A 20,290-nucleotide genomic window follows, 5' to 3' on the forward strand; every position below is an offset into this window, starting at 1 on the left:
CCCCGCCCATTCGGCATGCTCAGGGCAGGCTCCGGCGGGGGTCTCCCTTATAATTTTGTAATTTTACATTGTGAATAAGAAGTACGTTGCAATTGTTGTTTTGTTCGGGATCCTGCTCCTGTTGCCGTTTACGGTGCAAGCGGTTGCGGACCTGCAAGGCGAGAAACGTTTTGTCTCGCTCGACATTTTCAAGGACGTTGTCTACACGCCGTTCGTGCGCGAATCGAAAATGGCGGCGGGAGCAGCCAAGCTGGACAGTGCCTGGCGCAGTGCACGTGAATCCATCGCTGCGGGTACAGAAGCGGGCGAGGCTCTTGAACCGGTCATCGGTGCACTTTCGGATCTGGAGGCGGTCGCGCTGACCGTGAATACGTATGCGCAACTCGATACGGCAGAAGCGGACTACAAACTGCTCAAGCAAGCTGACACATTGCTTGCCTCGCTCGAGGACGAACCTGAAAGTTTCAAAGTTGTCGATTCGACCCTCAAGGCGGTGATTGGCAAGTTCGGACAATTCTCGCTGATGCGCGCATTCCTTGCGGTCAAGCATTACGGCGTATGGACAAGTCGCTACCTGCGAGCATTCGAGAAGAAGGTAGAAGACGAGAATGCGCTCGTGCTCGCAGTGCGCCCGCGTTACCAGCTTGCGGTATGGAACATCTTCAACGATCCAGGCGAGAAAGTCGTGCTCGGGAACGGTGATGGGCGCTGGCTCTTCTACCGACAAGACGTGGAATTTCTGGTACAGCCATCCCCGCTGGATATACGCAGTGCTAAACTCGACAATCCGATAACTGCCATCACAAAGTTCCGTGACCAGCTCAAGGCTAAGGGCGTGGAACTCCTTGTGGTGATTACTCCGGGCAAGCCGAGCGTTTACCCGGAAAGGCTTACTGGCTCGATTCAGGCATTGGACGGCGCGGATGCATCTCGGAGCACGACTGCCGCCGGTCATGGCAAGGCGATTCTCGATTCTCTCTCTCGCCTCGGGCTCAATACGGTAGATTTGTACACGCCGCTCTTGGCCGCGAAGAAGGACGATGCAACTCTCGGGCCGCTCTACCTGAACGATGACACGCACTGGACTCCGCGCGGAGCAGAACTTGCTGCGGATATTGTTGCGCAGAAGGTCCGTGAAATGGCGGATGCGGGTATCGTGGATATCGGTGAAAAATCGATTGAATATGTAGCAAGCGATTCTATTGCCGACCGCATGGGCGATATCGGCGAGATGAGCGGGCTCAACAAGTTCAACGTGTTCAAGGTGCAGCAGGTGACGGGGCATGTTGTTTCACAGCAGGAGGTCTCTGAACATGCCGAGCCTCCCGCAGATTCCCTGTCGGACTCTACGGTTGTTTTCGACACGACGCGCACTCCTTTCAAAGATGACTTCCGCAAGGCAAAGATTTTGATTCTCGGTGATAGTTTCAGCCGCATTTACCAGACGGATTCGCCGGTGAACGCCGGCTGGATTGCGCATTTTGCTAAGGAGATGGGCCGGCCTGTCGCAAGCATCGTGAGCGACGGCGGCGCTTCGACATTGGTGCGCGAGAAACTCGCCCGCAAGGCAGGTGTGCTCAAAGGCAAGAAACTTTTGATCTGGGAATTTGTGGAACGAGACCTCCGCTTCGGTGCGGAAGGCTGGAAAGAGGTAAATTTCTAATGGCAAGGCATGGAACCCCCACTCCGGGGCAGGCAATTCTGGAAGGTATCGAATGGCTCAAGATGGACAAGGCCGAATTTGCGCGCCGTCTGGGGGTATCGATGGAAACACTCGAAGGCCTGATTGCAGGGACCGTCGAGATTACGCTCGAACTTGCTTCTGCCCTCGAATCCGTGACGGGCAGCCCCGCCGCCTACTGGCGCATGCTGGCAAGCAAGGCAAAGAAAAATAACAACTAATGACCAGTGACCAACTATGAATATTACTGAAGCAGTTTCTTGTATGTGCGACCTCGCGAAGGGCGAGGCGGAACAGTTCGATGTCATAGCATCCAACACGCATTCGGAAGGCCTTTCCGTTTTCCAGGGGCAAGTGCAGAATACCGAAATTTCTGATTCCGTCGGGGTCGGCATCCGCGTTATCAAGGATGGCCATCCGGGCTACGCGCATACCGAACGCCTCACGAAGGAATCCCTGCAGCAGACCCTCAAGGACGCGCTTTCGCACACGGCCTGGACCGAGATGGTGGACATCGAACTGCCAGCTCCGGCAAAGGTGCCGGCGGGCCAGCCGAACTACAATCCGGCTCTCGAAAGCCTGGACCTTGCAAAGATGAAGGATTTCTGCATTGAACTCGAGAAGGCGACCTTCGCGAAATCAAAAGAAATCGTGAACATCCCGTACCTCGGTGCCGATACGGACCACAACACTTTTGTGGTTGCTAACAGCAAGGGCGCATTTTATGAAGTTCGCTCGAATGCCGCTTCTGCGGGCGTCGGCGCGGTAGCGAGTCGCGACGGAATCACGAAACTCGGCAATTTCGTGAAGTCGGGACGCGACTGGGACAAGTTCAGCATCGACGAGATCGCAACACGCGCGGCCACGTATGCAACGGAACTCTTTGGCGCGAAAAAGATTGAAGGCGGCAACATTCCCGTAGTGCTTTCGGAGCGCATTTCTGCGCGGTTCCTGAGCATGTACGAGGCACCCTTCTTTGCAGAGACCATGCAGAAGGGGCTTTCTCGCCTTGCCGGCAAGGAAGGCGAGATGGTTGCCTCTCCGGCGTTCTCCCTCTGGAACGACCCGCAGGGCGAAGCCTTCCAGCATGTGACCTACGTCGATTCCGAAGGTGTGCCTGCGGACCGCGTGAAGGTTGTCGATGGCGGACGCTTTACTTCGGCGCTCTACAACCTGGAGACGGCTTCCAAGGCGGGTTGCAAGTCTACCGGGAACGGAGCCCGCGGTTTCGGCAGCAAGATGACGACATCGTTCCACAACGTGCTCGTGCCTGCTGGTGAGCGGGGAACGATGGACCTTCTCAAGTTGTTCCCCAAGTGCCTCTTCGTTGTGCGCCTAGAAGGCAATTCCGGCTGCAATGCGGTCTCGGGCGAACTCAGCATCGGAGCTCACGGCTTCTGGTGCGAGAACGGCGTTATCCAGCATCCGGTGGACGGCGTGACCCTCAGCGGGAACTTCTTCGACATCATCAAGAACATTGTCGCCGTCGGAAACGAATACTACAATCCGTTCTCCAGCTACCAGGTGCCCGCGCTCGCCATCAGCGAACTTGCGGTGAGCAACTAAGTAGTTTATCTGGAATAGAGAAAGCCCCGCCGTCGGCGGGCTTTTTTCATTTGCAATTTGGTGAAAAATGAGTTTCTTACAGACTAAATGTGTGGGGGTGCGAATTTAGTCCGTAAAATTTTACTTTATACGTAGTGCTTTGGGTCGTTTTAGGGCGCATTGAGGGTGAAAAATGCTTAAAATGGCGTGTTTGGGCGCCTATTGGTGCAATTTTACGTCATTTCATGTTTAGTTTGTATGTAAAATTACGGACTAAATGATGCCAGGTGGTGATTTAGTCTGTTCTTTTGCAAAAAAAAACCGGATTTGAATCCGGGGCCTTTTAAGTTCAAGAAGATCCCCGCCTTCGCGGGGATGACAAATTAGGGATTAACCCTGAACCTGCGGAAGCTGGGCGAGGCTCTTGGCGATGTCTTCATCGGTGGGGATGTAGTCGCTCATTTCGCCGTCGTTGAACTTCTGGTAGGCAACCATGTCGAAGTAACCCGTGCCGGTGAGGCCGAACACGATGTTCTTCGCCTGGCCAGATTCCTTGCACTTGAGGGCTTCGTCGATCGTCGCGCGGATGGCGTGGCTGGATTCTGGAGCCGGGAGGATGCCTTCGGTCTGAGCGAAGAGCTTGGCGGCTTCGAACACCTTCGTCTGCTCGACGGACGTTGCACGAATCACCTTCTGGTCGTAGAGTTCAGAAAGGATGGTGCTCATGCCGTGGTAGCGCAGGCCGCCAGCATGGTTGGCAGACGGGATGAAGCTGGAACCCAGCGTGTACATCTTGGCGAGCGGGCAGACCTTGCCGGTATCGCAGAAGTCGTAGGCGTACTTACCGCGAGTGAAGCTCGGGCAGCTTGCTGGTTCCACAGCGAGAATATCGTAGTCAGCTTCGCCACGGAGCTTTTCGCCGACGAACGGGCTCACGAGACCACCGAGGTTAGAACCACCGCCGGCGCAACCGATGATGAGGTCGGCTTTCACGCCGAGCTTGTCGAGGGCGGCCTTGGTTTCGAGACCGATGACGGACTGGTGGAGGAGCACCTGGTTCAGCACGGAACCGAGAACGTAGCGGTAACCCGGTTGCTTCACGGCGGCTTCCACGGCTTCAGAAATGGCGCAGCCAAGGCTACCCGTGGTGCCCGGGAATTCAGCGTTGATCTTCTTGCCGATGTCGGTGGTCATGGAAGGCGACGGAGTCACGGAGGCACCGTAGGTGCGCATCACTTCGCGGCGGAACGGCTTCTGCTCATAGGAGACCTTCACCATGTAGACCTGGCAGTCCAGTCCGAAGAAGGCGGTGGACATCGAAAGGGCCGTGCCCCACTGGCCGGCACCCGTTTCGGTGGTCACGCCCTTGAGACCCTGCTTCTTGGCGTAGTAGGCCTGAGCGATGGCGGAGTTCAGCTTGTGGGAGCCCGAGGTGTTGTTGCCTTCGAACTTGTAGTAGATGTGTGCCGGAGTGCCGAGCGCCTGTTCCAGGAAGTAGGCGCGGACGAGCGGGGAGGGGCGGTACATCTTGTAGAAAGTCAGGATGTCTTCGGGAATTTCGAAGTAGGCGGTATCGTTGTCGAGTTCCTGCTTGATGAGTTCGTCGCAGAACACGGGCTGCAGGTCTTCGAAGGTCACCGGCTTGCCGGTACCCGGGTTCAGGAGCGGCGCGGGCTTCTTCTTCATGTCGGCACGCACGTTGTACCATGCCTTCGGGAGTTCGTTTTCGTCGAGGTAAGTCTTGACCGGACCATCAAGCTTGAGCGAGTTTCTCATATGTGTTCCTTTTTTGGGATTTTAACGCACCAAATATACCTTAAAAAGGACTGATGATACGATATGTTTGCAAAAAAGTATCGCCTATTTGGGGTTTTGCGGCTTCTCGCGACTGGGGCTGTTGACATTTGAAAAAAATAAATTATCTTGAATAAATACAGCTTTATCCATTTTCGCATTCACAGGTACGATTTATGGCAATTGATCACAGACTCTTTTCGGGACAGTGCTCCTCCATCGGCGAGGACAAAATCGAACACTCCCTCTCGGCTACGGCTAAGGTAATGCCGCTCCATCCGGGCAACAGGCGCCCGAGCGTGCACCGCGCACCCAAGAAGGCCGCAAATAAAACGTAAAGCCCGCTTGCGCAGGCTTTTGAAATAGGGGCGTCGGAACCTGATTAGGGTCCGCGGTTAAGGCTTGTGCTTAGAACAAACTCGGTGGCGGGTTGTTGTCGTCCAGTCCGGCCAAATTGCGGTCGGCATCGGACATCGCATTCGGCGGAAGGTTGTCGAGCGGGTCTTCCGGTTCTACAATCAGGTTGTAGTAAACGTTGTTCTTGAGTTCGTCTTCGATGTAGAAGAGCGTACCACCCATGGCGGACCCACAACCGGCACATGCGCCCTGGTAGCGGATCTTGAGGCGGTTGTCTTCGGTGAGGTCGAGAATCTCTACGTCGCCGCCGTCGCCCTGCAGCATGCCGCGTACGGACTGGTGGAGCCAGGCCTCGATTTTCTCGATTTTCTGCGGTTTGGTCATCGCGTTCCATTCGGCATCCGCTTCCGCACGGCCTTCGGCGGTCTGCGTGCGGTACTTGATGCGGTCCATTTTTTCGCGCACAAGAATCGCCGTGCCCTTCTTTTCGGGGTAGGCCTGCGCAACGGCCTCGATAAGCTGCTGCATCTGCGAAATTTCGGGCGCATTTTCCGGAATGGCCCTTACGTCGGGCGTATCGCGGAGGCTTTCCTCGATGCTCACTGCAGTAATGGAGCACGCCTCGTCGATGGTCTTCTGCTGAATCATCTTGCAGAACGTGTCGGCAAGTGCGGTGAATATGGGGCCACCGTAGGTAAAGAACCTCGTCTCAAGAATCTTGTCGCATTCCGGGTCTATCATCAGGTAGACCTTCAGGCTCGAGACCTTCACGTCTACAAGCGCAAGTCCCTTCTCGTCGGCTTCAATCTGGAATATGGCCCCGCGGTATTTCGGGGCCTTAGCAATCTCCTGCACTTTCTGGGAGAGGTTGGCGCACAATTCTTCACTCATGGTAGGGCCAAATTTAGAAAATTCGGAGTTCCTATTGCACGTCAACCGTCACTTTGTACATGGCTTTCCCGCGATGGCTCGAAAGCTTGTTCGCCGGGGCCGTGTTGACCTTGATATTCTTCTTGGTCACACCCTTCTGCTGCTGCAGGACCTTGAGCAAATCCTGGTTACGCTGTTCGGCGAGGGCAGAAATCTCCTTGCGGAGTTCCTTCTGATCAACGGAGCCGCTCTCCTTGAGGAAAGCCTGGAACCCTTCGTCGCTATCCTTCATTTCGGCAATGGCTCGCTCGTCGAGCTCGGTGAGTTTTTCCTTGCCCTGAGACTTCTTGTAGTATTCCGTCTTGAGCTTGATGGTCTTGTAGGCTTCGACCGTCTTGCGCGGGCTGTAGTACTGCGTAAAGATGAGCTTTAGGTTCTTGTCCTTTGCCAGGGCCTCGGTCATCTTCGTGGCCTTCGCGTACTGCTCGCTCGTAAACTTCGCGCTTGTCGCATCGATAACGACTTCATCGTTCTTGCCAAGGTCGATACCGATGGCGCCCGCTCCGGTGGAGGCGAGGTTGCCAACAATCTTGAGCGGAGAGAGGGCAACCTTGATCAGCAAGTTCGAAACCGTCGTCCAGATGATTTTCCCAATAGAGAACTTCGGGTCCTTCATGTTACCGTGGACCGGGACATCGAACTCAATCTTGTCGTCCTTGTCCTTCAAAATATAGAGGCCAACCTTCATCGGGACCATGAATTCCGGATCGGAATCCGGGTCCTTGTCACCGACATCGATATTGTAGATATCGATGATGTTCTTGCTATCGAGCTCGAAGTTGTTTATCTTGTTCTCGCTCGCGAAGGCAAGCGTACCCGCACTGATCGGATAGCCGGTAAAGTGATGGCTGTAGTTGCTGAAATGCTTGAGGGCGAGGTTCTTCACGCTCACATAGGCATCCATCGTGCCGATATCGTTGAGCGCGCCCTTGTACTTCACGGCAACGCTTCCGCCTTCGGGGAACGATGCATTGACATTGATTGTGCAGGGAGTGTCGAAGTTGATGTTCGAGCCCTTCACGGTAATCGCCCTGACCGTGTAGTTGAACGGCTTGGTGATGGAATGGTCGGTCGCGCTCGCCGTGGTGTTCTGCACCAGGAGCCTGTCAATTTTTGCCTTGAGAGGCTTGGCAGCCTTCTTCTCAGCGGGTTCCTCGGCGTTCTTCGCCTCGGCTGCCGCAGCATCCGTCGAATCGCCAAGTACAAGCTGTTGGTCGGCAGCAAGCTGGGCGCTATCCGGTTCGTCGGCAGAACCCTTCCTGAGGAGCACATCGATATTCGTCTTGCCATTCTTGTAGAGGTCCAGATGCGCAAAGGCTCCATCTACGACTACGGAATCGATGCGGAATTCGTTCTTGTCGATATTGGCACTCGCGATGCCCACACCCACGTGCTTCACGCCAAGCTTTCTACCGCTATTCTCCGTCAGTTCGATATCGTCAACCGAGACCGTTCCCTTGACATTCGAGGCAAGGACTTCGTTCAGGTTGCCCTCGACATCCATCGCAACGGAAAGCGAACCCGAGAAATCCTTGTAGTTGATAAATTCGTTCAGGTAGGGCTTACCGCAGGCAAGCGCGAATTTGCGCAGGTCGATACCCACATGGAAATCATTTGTGGCGGCATTCGCCTGCACATTCACGTTCAGGTCACCGCCGTCAGCGAACTTGAAGCTCACGCCCACATCCGTCTGCTTGTTGCTCAGGTACACCGCCGGAATGCTGACCGAGAAATCCTGAAGCTGGATCTTGGAACCAATCTTCGTGTCCTGGTAAATGATGTTGCCCTTTTCAAATACGATGTTCTCGACAGAGATATTGAAGGGGAGGCCCTCGGCAATTTCTGCCGCGTTCACCATGCCCGTAGAATCAGCCGCAGCAGACTTGGCCACACTGTCGGCAACTGCTAGAGAATCAACCGATGTCGAATCGCCCTTCGCGAGGAACTCCAAGATATCGGTGAAGTTGAAACGGTCTTCGTGCTGCAGCACTCGGGCATACAGTCCCTTCAGGTAGATTTCGCTCACGGCAGCCGTACCCGTAAGCAGCCTCATCGGGTCTACGTTCACGCGGAACTTCTCGAAAGCGACAAACGGAGTCTCGCCGTCTTTCTCGTACACGGCAAGGCTGTCGATATCAAGCGTGAACGAGAACGGATTAAGCGAGATATTCGCTATGTCGGTCTTGCGCCCGATCAGTTCTTCGGAGTTGTTGACGATATAGTTCCTGGCAATTATCGGCGTCACCTTGAGGCCGACAAAAACGAGAACTACGATGGAGGCGATGACTATTCCGGTAATTATGAGGGCTTTTTTCATAATACCGAAAATAATAGAAAAAGTCTTTTTTTATGGCTTGTTAATTTCTCTGTACAGAATCCGATGCAGGTGCCACCGGCGCCGTTGCAGAAGCCTTTGCCGAGTCCACCTTGACGGTATCCTGCGGTTCGACCCTAGGTTCGGATTTCACTTCGGGCATCTTCTGCAATTCAACTAAGTCTATGACAGGATTGTCCTTCGCCTCATCGGCAAGGGAACGTATCTTCGAGAAATAGGTGGAATCCTCGTCCGAGAAGGGAGTGGCACCCGCCAGATCGATGAACGAATTTATATAGGCAAGCCACTCGCGGAGCCAGCTCTTGCGGAACTCACGGTTAAACAGCCATGCATCGGCAATATACTGACGATTGTAAGCGATATCTGCAGTGAGAATGACCGGCGATTCACCCGAAAGCGTCCGGAAAATCCGCTTCGCCCTGCGGGTGGCGGGAGCCGCCGTCACAATCAGGACCGTATCCGCCCTATGCTTCTTGAGCCAGGGGATAATCGTACAGGCTTCGCCGAGCGTGGAGGGGGAGTCATGACGAACGACAAATACGGTCGCGGGATCGAACTTGCCAAGCCGCATGAAGTCCTCGGCATAAAAATCGACATTACTCCTGTCGCGATAAACCCTGCGCCCGAGAATCAGCACGGAATCCACCTTGCCCTGACTCAGCAAGTCGGCAACGAAGTCGTTACGCTCCAGGTTCGCCGATTGTCCATCGAGAATCACGGCCCAGGTGGCATGTTCGAATTCGTCGTCTACAACAAGCCACTTGCCACTCTTGGTGACGGCTACGTAAAGGAGTGCCATGCAACATACGACAATGGCCGCGGCTGTGCCCCAGAATTTCTTGCGTCCCTTGCGCGGGTTCTTGTCATTCATCAGAATCTTGGACATCTCTTCACTCCTTGGTTATGCCTTCCGGTAAAGGACGGCGTTTTCTCCGTCGGAATAGTATTTTTCGCGTTTCGCGTACGCTTCGAATCCATGCTTCTCGTAGAAGCGGCGCGCCTTTTCGTTTCCTTCGCGCACCTCGAGGAACATTCGGTCTCCGCTTGCAAAATCAAGCCTCGAGAGCCCCTCGTTCAGGAGGGCAGAACCGATTCCTGTGCGCTGCTGCTCGGGGCTTGCGGCGATGCTCAGGAGTTCGGAATCCGGACCCATCAGGTGGAATACGGCGTAGCCATCGATTCTGTTATTTTGTTCAAAAACAACGCACAGCGCATAACTTGCGTGTATTTCGGCGAGGAACTGCCGTTCGTTCCATTCCTGGAATGCGAGCGCATTCTGTATCGCAAAAACTTGCGGGAGGTCGGATTCCTTCATTTTGCGAATAGACATATCCTTTCGACCTGTCCTAGTTCCGGGCCTTTTGTCAGGCCTTGAGTTTCTCAAAATACGAGGGCTGTATGTAATTCGCCTCTTGTATGAGCGACGGCTTGACGCTGTCGAACAGCGGAGCCCAGCGGTCAAGGGGGAGGCCCGTATCACGCATCATGCTTGCCCCGAGTTTTTCGAACACGGCCTTGAGGGCTTCGTCTGCAAGGGCTGCATCATCTGCGACTACAGTCTTGACGCAGGCCTTTTCGAGGAGTTCGATTACTTCGGGCGTTTCGATGAACTTTTCTTCGCCGTTGAGCCTCAGGTACCAGAACCCAGTGCGGGCACGGATAACGACTGCAGCCACGGCGCTTTCCGCTCCGGCGAAGCATTGCAGTGCCTGCAACGTGGTAACCCCGTAAAGGTCGCGCTTGCCGCTAAAGCAGAGCCCCTGGCAGAACGCCACTCCGGTGCGGAGGCCGCTGAACGAGCCCGGCCCAAGCGTTACCATCACACGCTTCACGTCATCGAGTGTCGCGCCCACGCGCTTCAGGAGCGTGTCGAGCGATTCCCCGAGAATTTCCCCGCGGGCTTCCGTGTTCACGATTTCTTCGTAAACGCGTGCACCGTCGGGCGCATTGCCTGCGACCGCCATCGAGATTCCCTTTCGGGAAGTATCTACGTATAAATCAATCGTCATCTCTTGATTGCGATGCTCTTGTCAATAATCATGTCGATGAGCTGGCTATACGTGATGCCGTTGCAGGCTGCCTGCTGCGGCAAGAGCGAAGTCGGAGTCATGCCCGGGAGCGTGTTCGTCTCGATGGCGAAGAGTTCACCATCCTTCGTGATACGCACGTCTGTACGGCTGTAGCCTGCGCCACCGAGGGCGTAGTGGGCGTTCTTCACGAGTTCCTGGATGCGCTTGGTCAGGTCTTCCGGGAATTCCGCCGGCGTCACTTCCTTGCATTCGCCGTTGTACTTGGCTTCGAAGTCGAAGTATTCACGCGTCGTCATGCGCATCTCGGTGGGCGGAAGCGGCTTTTCGCCTTCGATGTAGCCGCAGCTCGCTTCGCCGCCGGCAATGAATTTTTCGCAGAGAAGGCGGTTGGAATCCTTGAACAGGTCCTGCACAATCTTGCCGGCCTCGTCCATGTCCTTAGCGATACCGATACCGATGGAAGAACCGCCCAGCGGGTCCTTGATTACGAGCGGGAACCCGAGTTCGTCGGCGACGCTCACGAGCGTATCGCCCGTAAAGTCGTGCTTCCAGATCACGCGGTACGGCGGGGTCGGGATGCCGTTTGCGCGGTAGATTTCCTTGGACTTGACCTTGTCCATCGCAAGTGCCGAGGCAAGGAGCCCACAACCCGTATACGGGATACCCCAGTTTTCGAGCAGGGCCTGAATGTGGCCATCTTCGCCCCATTTGCCGTGGAGGGCCAAAAATGCGATGTCGGCGGCCGGGAGTTCGGAGAGGGCGGGAGACTTCTTGGTGCAGGCGGCCGAGCCTTCGAGGCTACGGAAGTAGTTGACCGAGAAGTTGTCCTTTTGGTACGGGGAAAGTTCGCGGGCGGACCAGTGCCAGGTGCCGTCCTTGTCGATAAGAACCGGGTGGATATTGTAGCGTTCCGGGTTCATGGCGCGGACAACACCGGTGCCACTCACTACGGAAACATCGTGTTCGGTGGACGGGCCACCCATCAGGACCAATACGCGTAAGCGGGACATAAAAACCTCTTTGTGAAACTTATGCTTGAATTATAGTAAAAACGCCGGTACGAGGCCGACGCCAAGGAACCATATTGAGGATTGTTTATTGTGAAAATTGTAGTTTATAAAGTAACGGGTGATACGATGAAGACTGGGTTCATAATGCTGTTGATGAAGCCGTCGAACGGAATATTTTCATGCGATGAATTGTCGCTTCCCCTTACCAGCGTCACACCGCAGCCTTGCGAAGCAAGGCAAGAGTGTCCACTACCTCTCCTTACCACCATTTTCCCTGGGGTGGTATTGCCGGTGTTCCTGCTTGATGAATTCTTTGTCGATGTGCGTATATATTTGCGTGGTGCTGATGTCTGCATGCCCGAGGAGTTCCTGCAGCACACGTAGGTCCATACCCGCCTCCAGGCAATGTGTGGCAAAACTATGCCGGAAGGTATGCGGCGAAACGTCCTTAGAAAGGTGAGCCGTGTGCTGTTGCACAATCTTCCATGCCCCCATGCGGCTCATGGGCTTGCCCTTGGAGTTTAAAATTACGTTGTCTGTAGTCGGATGGGTGAGGGGACGCCCCTCTTCAATCCATGCCCGCAAGTTTTCCTTAGCCTTGCTCCCGAGGGGCACTAGGCGCTGCTTGTTGCCCTTGCCGATAGGCGTGAGCCATTCGTTGTCGATGTCGACTTGGGAAAGCTTTATCGTGAGGACCTCGGACACGCGCAGCCCCGCGCTGTACATGAGTTCGAACAATGCGGTATCGCGCAGCGGGTTCTTTCCGTTGGCGGCGCTCTCGAAAACGCTGTCCACCTCCTCACGGGTCAGGTACTGCGGCAGGTAGTGCCCGAGCTTCGGGCCGGCAAGCATCGATTCCGTACTGAAGTCGTATTCGCCAATATTCTGCATGTACTTCAGGAATCCGCGCAGGCTCGAAAAATGCCTTGCGACAGACGTGGGGGAGTATTCCTCCTGCCCGGCGGTAATCGTCAGGAACTCGTCCAGTTTTTCTGGAGTCAGTTCCTTCAGGTCAATCCCGTTCTCGTCGAGCCAGCCGACAAAATGCCGCAGGTCTTCCTGGTAGCTCTGGATAGTCTTTGGGGAAAGGTTCCTTTCCACCCCCAAAAAAGCCAAGTAGGCATCCATGCGATCCAAATTGAGGCTCATATATTGGAAATATAGATATAATCGCTCCTCCCGCATACTTTTTTCACTTTTTCTTAAAAAAAAGAAAATAAATCCCCTTGACAGACGTCAAATACTATTCTATAATTGACCCCGTCCAAGCGACAATGGATGATTAGCTCAGTTGGTAGAGCAGCTGACTCTTAATCAGCGGGTCGCAGGTTCGACCCCTGCATCATCCACGAAAACCGTCTCACCCCGAGGCGGTTTTTTTTATAAATTTGCCTTTTCCGCGTAAAAAAAGCGTTTTGTGAAGTTCGTCATTTAGTAACGGCAAGCACATACGGAATGTAGACAAATTTGCTATTTTTTTCTAACGTTGTGACGTGCGATAGTGAATGGGGAAAGTATATTTTGTATAATATAAGGGTTTGATATGAAAGTTGTTTTGCCAGTAGCAGGAAATGGTTTACGCCTTCGTCCTTACACGGAGGATCGTCCCAAGTGCCTTTTGCCCTTGGCCGGCAAGACAATTCTTGACTGGATCGTCGAAGACGCCGCCGTCCTCAAGCCCACGGAAACTGTTTTCATTACCGGCTACAAGGCCGAAAAAGTCGATGAGTACCTGAAGACCAAGCCCGAATGGGGGGCAGTGCGCACGGTGCTGCAGTCCAACCCACAGGGCCTTGGCGAAGCCATCAGCCTCTCGCTCCCTTACGTGAACGACGACGAGCCGCTCCTGATTATCCTCGGCGACACCCTTTTCGAAGCCGACCTCTCCATTCTGAACAACGCCCAGGAAAACATCCTATACACGTACAAGGTCGAAGACCCTAAGCGTTTTGGCGTGGCCGTAATGGGTGAAAACGGCTACATCAGCCGCCTTGTCGAGAAGCCGCAGGAATTCGTCTCGGACGAGGCCATTGTCGGCATCTACTATATCAAGGACGTGAAGGCCCTGAAAGCGGCCCTCAAGCAGCTCATGGATAACGACATCCGCACGAAGGGTGAATTCCAGCTGACCGACGCCCTCGAGATGATGATTGAACAGGGCTGCAAGTTTAAGACCGCACCCGTTTCGCGCTGGCTCGACTGTGGCCTTGTGGAAACCCTCCTCGAAACGAACGCCCACGTGCTCAAGCGCAACGACAACTCCAAGGACTTTAATGTCCCGGGCGTTGAAATCATTCCGCCTTGCTTTATCGGCAAGAACGCCAAGATCCACGCAAGCAAGATTGGCCCGTTCGTTTCCATCGGTGACGACTGCGAAATATCCGGCGTAGAAATCCGCGATTCCATCGTGTGGAACGGCGTGAAAATTGCCAATGGCAAGGTGAGCAACACCGTCGTCCACAAGTAAGGCTTAAATTACGGGATAAAACGCCCCGTCAATAGCAGAAAGCCCCCTTTAGGGGGCGTTTTTTTTATGGGTTAAACCAGAATTTACCTTAAAAATCCCAAATGCAGAGTATTTTTCATGACGTATGGGAGGCAAACCCAATCAACAAAGGAGTAAGAATGAACTTCAAGAAACTTGCCATGGCCCTCTCCATTACGGCAGCCTTCTGCTACATGGGCTGCGAAGATTCCACGTCGGCGTCTAGTGCCGGCGGGGACGATGACCAGCCGACTCTCTCGAGCGATTCGAAAAGCGGTGATGACGGCCAGAACACCAAGTCCAGCGATTCCAAGGACAACACCGGTGGCGACGAAAAGACCACCTCTAGCGCGTCCAACGGTGAAGGCGACGGTGGCGGAGCGGCAAGTTCGGGCGATTCTGCTCCCGAGAGTTCTTCTAGCGTAGGCGGCATGGATCTCCCCATAGACACGACCGGCTATTCCGACCTGATGAAGTGCGATGAGGAAGGTGCAACGCAGGAACAGTACGGCTTTACAATGACCTGCACCGAAGGCCAGTGGACCGTGGATTCCTCGTCTATCGCCAGCATGATGAACTGCGATACAGACGGCGAAACCAAGGAAACTTTCGGCGTGGTGATGGTCTGCAAGGATGGCCAGTGGGCCTATGATTCTACGGCGTCTGCTGCTGCCAACGCATGCGACGAAGAAGGTGCCACAAAGACAGAGACCATGACTATGGGTACATACGAAATGGAAATGAAGTATACCTGCAAGGATGGCCAATGGCAGATGGACTTCGGCGGCATGGGCGGCATGGAAGGCTGGGGAGACAGTTCCTTCACGATGCCCGGCGGTGGTATGAACTTCGGCGATTCTAGCTTCACGATGCCCGGCGGAGGTACGGGGGGCTGGGGCGCGAGGGATTCCAGTGGTGCGTTTTCCGGAGGACGTAGTGATTGGGGTCAATGGCTGAATGATAGGGATTCCTCTAGTACGCAGCCTGCCGGCGAATAAGTTTCTTTCATAACCAACCCAAAAGGCCCGCACTCACGTGCGGGTCTTTTCTGTGTTTTTATTAAGCCTTGATTAAGCCTTAATGATCGTATCCTTGGCGAGGACGACGATGCCGGATTCTGTCACGTGGAAGAGCTTCTTGTCGCGTTCCAGGTCGTAGCCAATCTGGAAGCCGGCCGGGATGTGCAAGCCCTTCTCAATAATTGCCCTGCGGACCTTGGCGCCCGGGCCAATCGTCACGTTCGGGAACAGTATCGATTCTTCGACAAGAGCATCCTTCTGGATGGACACGCCGGGGGAGAGGATGCTCTTGACCACGGTGCCGCCACCGATAATGCAGCCCGACGACACGATGGAATCTATGGCGGCACCCTGGTGGGCGCTGCCGTCGCCCGCGAAGAATCGTGCAGGCGGTTGGTTCCAGTTGAATGTGCGGATAGGCCAGTAGTTGTTATACAAATCGAACGGCGGGTTTTCGGAACACAGGTCCATGTTCGCCTCGAAGAAGGCGTCGAGCGTTCCCACGTCGCGCCAGTAGCCCTTGGTGCTGGCCTGCTCGCCGCGCACGATGTTCGTGTTGAAGTCGTACACGTAAACGGGGTAGTCCTTGTACAGGCTCGGGATGATGTGCTTGCCGAAGTCAGTCGCGCCGCTTGCGGCTCCCTTCATGAGTTCGCGCACCAGGAACTTGCTCGTAAAGATGTAGTTGCCCATGCTCGCAAGGCAGTAGCCGGGGTTGCCGGGCATTTCCTTCGGGTTCTTGGGTTTTTCCTCGAAACCGATCATGCGGTTGTCGGCATCCACTTCGATAATGCCGAATTCGCGTGCTTCAGAGACGGGCACCGGGATGGCGGCAATCGTAAGCAGAGCTGCGCGGGAGAGGTGGAAATCAATCATCTGGTTGATGTCCATCTTGTAAATGTGGTCGCCGCCAAAAATCGCCACCAGGTCGGGGCGCTCGTCCGTAATCAGGTTGATGTTTTGGAAAATGGCGTCTGCCGTACCCTTGTACCAGTCATCGCCAGTGCGCATCTGGGCAGGTACGAGGTCCACGTACTGGTCGAGGCTTGCGTTCAGGTTCCATGCGGCCGAGATATGCTTGTTCAGCGAGTCGCTCTTGAACTGCGTCAAAACCTTGATCTTGAAGATGCCGGAATTGATGAAATTGTTCAAAACGAAGTCGATAATGCGGTAGGTTCCGCCAAAATGGACGGCAGGCTTGGCGCGGTCGCGGGTGAGGGGCTGCAGGCGGCTTCCCTGGCCGCCGGCCATGATCATGCAAAGGATGTTCTTCTGGTGTTCCCTAGAATAAGACCAACTCATATAACCTCTTGTGTAACTCGGAGTTACCTATTCAACATATACATGCGTAATCTACGTTTTTTTCCATGAAAATGTAAACTTTTTTCTTAAAAAGTCAAAAAAAATGCCAAATACCGATGGGGCATTTTCAGGTGCAAATTCGGGCAGACCGGTAGTGGCGGATGGTCGTGTGTTTTTGGGCGAAAAATTTCATGCCACCCCTGCAACTCAAATCTATTTTTTTGTAAATTTTACCGCGTTCGAAATTATCGAAACTTAACGTTAAACCAAACAGGAGCTCATAATGAGTCTTACCCTTAACGATATCAAGCACCCGAAGATCAGTACTTGGGTGAATGAAATGATTGCCATGTGCGAACCGGACAACGTCGTTGTCGTTGACGGCTCCAAGGAAGAATACGATGCCCTCATGCAGAAGTGCGTCAAGGCCGGCCTCGCCACGAAGCTCGCCAAGAAGGAAAACTGCTACCTGTTCCGTTCTCTCCCGTCTGACGTGGCCCGCGTCGAATCCCGAACCTTCATTTCCTCTGTGAAGGAAGAAGATGCAGGTCCGACCAACCACTGGATCGACCCGTCTGAACTCAAGCAGACGATGCGTAAGCTCTATAAGGGTTGTATGCACGGCCGTACCATGTACGTGATTCCGTTCTGCATGGGCCCGCTCGGCTCCCCGATTTCCAAGAACGGTATCGAAGTCACGGACTCCGAATACGTTGTTCTCAACATGGACATCATGACTCGCGCCGGTAAGAAGGTTCTCGACATCTTCAATGCAGACGTGAACGCTGAATTCGTTCCGTGCCTCCACTCCGTTGGTAAGCCGCTCCGCGAATGCGAAAGCGACAACGGCATCTGGCCCTGCGCTGACGTTGAATACAAGTACATCACTCAGTTCCCCGAAGAACGCCTCATTTGGTCCTACGGTTCGGGCTACGGTGGAAACGCTCTTCTCGGTAAGAAGTGCTTCGCTCTCCGTATCGCTACCGTTCTCGCTCGCGACGAAGGCTGGCTCGCTGAACACATGCTCATCCTCAAGCTCACGAACCCGAAGGGCGAAGTCAAGTACGTGACTGGCGCCTTCCCGTCTGCTTGCGGTAAGACGAACCTCGCCATGCTCATCCCGACTATCCCGGGCTGGAAGGTCGAAACCATCGGTGACGACATTGCATGGATGAAGTTTGGTAAGGATGGCCGTCTCTACGCTATCAACCCGGAAGCCGGTTTCTTCGGCGTTGCCCCGGGTACTTCTGCAGAATCCAACAAGAACGCTCTTATCTCTGCAGAAAAGAACACCATTTACACCAACTGCGCCCTCACTGAAGACGGCGACATCTGGTGGGAAGGCATCGGCTACCCGGCTAAGGGCAAGCTCGTCGACTGGAAGGGCAAGACCCGTGACGCTCTCCCGAAGGACAAGGCTCCCAAGGGCGAAGAAATGGCTCACCCGAACGCTCGCTTCACCGCTCCGGCTCATCAGTGCCCCTGCATTGCTAAGGAATGGGAAGATCCTGCTGGCGTGCCTATCTCTGCAATCCTCTTCGGTGGCCGTCGTCCGTCCACCATTCCTCTGGTTCACCAGTCCCTCAGCTGGAACCACGGCGTGTTCCTCGGCTCCATCGTGGGTTCCGAAATCACGGCTGCCTCTACGATTGACGCCTCTCAGGTCGGTAAGATCCGTCGCGACCCGTTCGCCATCCTCCCGTTCTGCGGCTACAACATGGGTGACTACTTCAAGCACTGGATCGAAATCGGCAAGAAGTCCACTGAAGACAAGCTTCCGAAGATCTTCTACGTGAACTGGTTCCGCAAGGATGCCAACAACGAGAAGCTCCCGGGTGGCTTCATGTGGCCGGGTTACGGCGACAACAGCCGCGTGCTCGCTTGGATCTTCGACCGCTGCAACGGTGTTGACAACGCTGTCGAAACTCCGATCGGTTACATGCCGAAGGAAGGCGCCATCAATACTGATGGTCTCGCTGACTACTATAAGGAAACTCTCCCGCAGATCACGAAGGTTGACGTGGAAGGCTGGAAGAAGGAACTCGCTGACGTTAAGGAAAATCACTATCCGAAGTTCGGCAAGCACCTCCCGAAGGAACTCTCCGAAATCATCGACATGATCCAGGATCGCCTTAACAAGGCATAATTAGTCTCCTTAAGGAACTTAAAAATCCCTGCTACCATCAATGGTGGCGGGGATTTTTATTTTGCATCAGGTAGGTAGATTGCGAGAATTTCTATCTTTGCATTGTTCAAAATTTCAAGTGACTATGTCACAGGATTAGATAAACATGGCAATGCAAGACATGAATGACCAGGTGCAGGCTCGTTTGGCGAAGCTTGCGAAGTTCAAGGAAATGGGCATCGAGGCCTATCCGCACAAGTTCAACCGCACGCACGATTCCAAGATGCTCAAGGAAAACAAGGAAGCCCTGATGGCATCGGGCGAAGAAGTCGCCTTCGCTGGTCGCGTGGTCCGTTTTAACCGCAAGGGAAAGATGTGCTTTATGCACCTGAAGGACCGCTATGGCCGCCTGCAGGTGGTTTGCGCCCGCGACGAGGTGGGCGAGGAAAACTACGAAGTCGTCAAGATGACCGACCTCGGTGACTTTATCGGCGTGAACGGCTTCATGTTCGAGACGCAGACGGGCGAGTACTCCGTGCACGTGAAGAAGGTGACTATGCTCAGTAAGGCCGTGCGCCCGCTTCCGGTCGCGAAGGAAAAGGTGGACGAGAACGGCAACAAGGTCGTGTTCAACGAGTTTGCCGACGTGGATACCCGCTACCGCCAGCGCTACATCGACATGGCCCTGAACGACGACGTGAAGGACGTGTTCATCAAGCGCTTCAAGATTCTGCAGGCTATCCGCGAATACCTCATCGAGAAGGGCTTTATCGAGGTCGAGACCCCGACGCTCCAGCCGATTTACGGTGGCGCGAACGCCCGCCCGTTCACCACGCACCACAACGCCTGCGACATGACGCTCTACCTGCGCGTGGCTCCGGAACTTTACCTGAAGCGCTGCATCGTGGGCGGCATGGAAAAGGTTTTCGAATTCTCCAAGAATTTCCGTAACGAAGGCATGGACCGTACCCACAGCCCGGAATTCACCGGCCTCGAATTCTACGAAGCCTACGCCGACTACAACGACATGATGGTCCACTTCGAGAACATCTACGAACGTGCCTGCATTGCCGCTAACGGCACCACCAAGATTGACTACCAGGGCAAGGAAATCGACTTCAAGGCCCCGTGGCCCCGCTACAGCATGATCGAGGCTATCGAGAAGTTCGGTGGCCTGAAGGTCAATGAAATGAGCGACGACGACATCAAGAACAAGATGGAAGAACTCGGCGGTCACCTCGACGGCGAATTCAGCCGCGGCCGCGGTATCCTCGAACTGTTCGAGCTCACCGTGGAAGACAAGCTCATCCAGCCGACGTTCATCAAGGACATGCCGACCGAAAGTACCCCGCTCTGCAAGAAGCACCGTACCATCGAAGGGCTCATCGAACAGTTCGAGCCGTACGCTAACGGATGGGAACTGGGCAACGCCTATACCGAACTTAACGACCCCATCCGTCAGCGTGAGCTCCTGGAAGACCAGGTGCGCCGCGGCCGCGGTGGTGAAGGCGAAACGCACCCGATGGACGAAAACTTCATGCACGCGATCGAATCCGGCCTGCCGCCTACGGGTGGCGTGGGCTTCGGCATCGACCGCATGGTCATGCTGCTTACGAACCAGCAGACCATCCGCGACGTGCAGCTGTTCCCGCTCATGAAACCGGAGACCTGCTAACT

Annotated in this window: 17 protein-coding genes and 1 tRNA gene; 9 read left to right on the forward strand and 9 right to left on the reverse strand. The window is 54.6% G+C overall.

Going from position 1 to position 20,290, the window contains the following annotated elements; genetic code table 11:
- Window positions 1-70: 70 nt before the first annotated feature.
- Genes B7994_RS12610 through B7994_RS12620 form a run of 3 tightly spaced genes read left to right on the forward strand, consistent with a single transcriptional unit; the run spans window position 71 to window position 3,247 of the window.
- The gene (locus B7994_RS12610) at window positions 71-1,663 is read left to right on the forward strand and encodes a hypothetical protein (protein ID WP_088638823.1); all 1,593 of its coding nucleotides are present in this window, start codon (window positions 71-73) and stop codon (window positions 1,661-1,663) included.
- On the forward strand, window positions 1,663-1,902 hold the full coding sequence (locus B7994_RS12615; protein ID WP_088638824.1) for a helix-turn-helix domain-containing protein: 240 nt from the start codon (window positions 1,663-1,665) through the stop codon (window positions 1,900-1,902). The genes B7994_RS12610 and B7994_RS12615 overlap by 1 nt, the downstream gene beginning before the upstream one ends.
- A gap of 16 nt (window positions 1,903-1,918) precedes the next feature.
- Complete coding sequence (locus tag B7994_RS12620) at window positions 1,919-3,247, forward strand: TldD/PmbA family protein (protein ID WP_088638825.1); 1,329 nt, start codon at window positions 1,919-1,921, stop codon at window positions 3,245-3,247.
- 369 nt (window positions 3,248-3,616) lie between these two features.
- On the opposite strand, the gene B7994_RS12625 is transcribed toward B7994_RS12620, so the two are convergent.
- Window positions 3,617-5,002, reverse strand: coding sequence for a TrpB-like pyridoxal phosphate-dependent enzyme (locus B7994_RS12625; protein WP_088638826.1), 1,386 nt, complete (start codon window positions 5,000-5,002; stop codon window positions 3,617-3,619).
- A gap of 194 nt (window positions 5,003-5,196) precedes the next feature.
- Here B7994_RS12625 and B7994_RS14195 point away from each other — a divergent pair, with 194 nt between their 5' ends.
- A complete protein-coding gene (locus tag B7994_RS14195) occupies window positions 5,197-5,358 on the forward strand; it encodes a hypothetical protein (RefSeq protein ID WP_173843241.1) in 162 nt (53 codons plus the stop codon).
- A 70-nt stretch (window positions 5,359-5,428) separates the two neighbouring features.
- On the opposite strand, the gene B7994_RS12630 is transcribed toward B7994_RS14195, so the two are convergent.
- From B7994_RS12630 to B7994_RS12660, 7 genes are all read right to left on the reverse strand, one after another.
- Window positions 5,429-6,268 carry a NifU family protein gene (locus tag B7994_RS12630; protein ID WP_088638827.1) on the reverse strand — a complete coding sequence of 280 codons (840 nt, stop codon included), beginning with the start codon at window positions 6,266-6,268 and terminating at the stop codon, window positions 5,429-5,431.
- A gap of 31 nt (window positions 6,269-6,299) precedes the next feature.
- Complete coding sequence (locus B7994_RS12635) at window positions 6,300-8,624, reverse strand: DUF748 domain-containing protein (protein WP_088638828.1); 2,325 nt, start codon at window positions 8,622-8,624, stop codon at window positions 6,300-6,302.
- A gap of 40 nt (window positions 8,625-8,664) precedes the next feature.
- Window positions 8,665-9,528, reverse strand: coding sequence for a YdcF family protein (locus B7994_RS12640; protein WP_088638829.1), 864 nt, complete (start codon window positions 9,526-9,528; stop codon window positions 8,665-8,667).
- 15 nt (window positions 9,529-9,543) lie between these two features.
- Window positions 9,544-9,972 (reverse strand): ribosomal protein S18-alanine N-acetyltransferase, encoded by a 429-nt coding sequence (gene rimI, locus B7994_RS12645; RefSeq protein ID WP_088638830.1) that lies wholly within the window; start codon window positions 9,970-9,972, stop codon window positions 9,544-9,546.
- A 34-nt stretch (window positions 9,973-10,006) separates the two neighbouring features.
- On the reverse strand, window positions 10,007-10,651 hold the full coding sequence (gene tsaB, locus B7994_RS12650; protein WP_088638831.1) for a tRNA (adenosine(37)-N6)-threonylcarbamoyltransferase complex dimerization subunit type 1 TsaB: 645 nt from the start codon (window positions 10,649-10,651) through the stop codon (window positions 10,007-10,009).
- A complete protein-coding gene (locus B7994_RS12655) occupies window positions 10,648-11,682 on the reverse strand; it encodes a D-alanine--D-alanine ligase (RefSeq protein WP_088638832.1) in 1,035 nt (344 codons plus the stop codon). The genes tsaB and B7994_RS12655 overlap by 4 nt, the downstream gene beginning before the upstream one ends.
- A 249-nt stretch (window positions 11,683-11,931) precedes the next feature.
- Window positions 11,932-12,831: a tyrosine recombinase gene (locus tag B7994_RS12660; protein WP_088638833.1), complete on the reverse strand. Its 900-nt coding sequence runs from the start codon at window positions 12,829-12,831 to the stop codon at window positions 11,932-11,934.
- A 127-nt stretch (window positions 12,832-12,958) separates the two neighbouring features.
- On the opposite strand from B7994_RS12660, the gene B7994_RS12665 reads away from it, so the two are divergent.
- From B7994_RS12665 to B7994_RS12675, 3 genes are all read left to right on the forward strand, one after another.
- Window positions 12,959-13,031: transfer RNA gene (locus B7994_RS12665), tRNA-Lys, on the forward strand.
- Window positions 13,032-13,225: 194 nt separating this feature from the next.
- Window positions 13,226-14,149, forward strand: a complete 924-nt coding sequence (locus B7994_RS12670) for a sugar phosphate nucleotidyltransferase (protein ID WP_088638834.1) — start codon at window positions 13,226-13,228, stop codon at window positions 14,147-14,149.
- A gap of 158 nt (window positions 14,150-14,307) precedes the next feature.
- Window positions 14,308-15,165: a hypothetical protein gene (locus B7994_RS12675; protein ID WP_088638835.1), complete on the forward strand. Its 858-nt coding sequence runs from the start codon at window positions 14,308-14,310 to the stop codon at window positions 15,163-15,165.
- Window positions 15,166-15,237: 72 nt separating this feature from the next.
- On the opposite strand, the gene glgC is transcribed toward B7994_RS12675, so the two are convergent.
- Window positions 15,238-16,488 carry a glucose-1-phosphate adenylyltransferase gene (gene glgC, locus B7994_RS12680; RefSeq protein WP_088638836.1) on the reverse strand — a complete coding sequence of 417 codons (1,251 nt, stop codon included), beginning with the start codon at window positions 16,486-16,488 and terminating at the stop codon, window positions 15,238-15,240.
- A gap of 283 nt (window positions 16,489-16,771) precedes the next feature.
- Here glgC and B7994_RS12685 point away from each other — a divergent pair, with 283 nt between their 5' ends.
- Both B7994_RS12685 and lysS read left to right on the forward strand, forming a co-directional pair.
- A complete protein-coding gene (locus tag B7994_RS12685) occupies window positions 16,772-18,634 on the forward strand; it encodes a phosphoenolpyruvate carboxykinase (GTP) (RefSeq protein ID WP_088638837.1) in 1,863 nt (620 codons plus the stop codon).
- A gap of 145 nt (window positions 18,635-18,779) precedes the next feature.
- Window positions 18,780-20,288, forward strand: coding sequence for a lysine--tRNA ligase (gene lysS, locus B7994_RS12690; RefSeq protein WP_088638838.1), 1,509 nt, complete (start codon window positions 18,780-18,782; stop codon window positions 20,286-20,288).
- Window positions 20,289-20,290: the final 2 nt, after the last annotated feature.

Origin of the sequence: Fibrobacter sp. UWR2 (genome assembly GCF_002210285.1) — a bacterium.
Taxonomy (GTDB): Bacteria; Fibrobacterota; Fibrobacteria; order Fibrobacterales; family Fibrobacteraceae; genus Fibrobacter.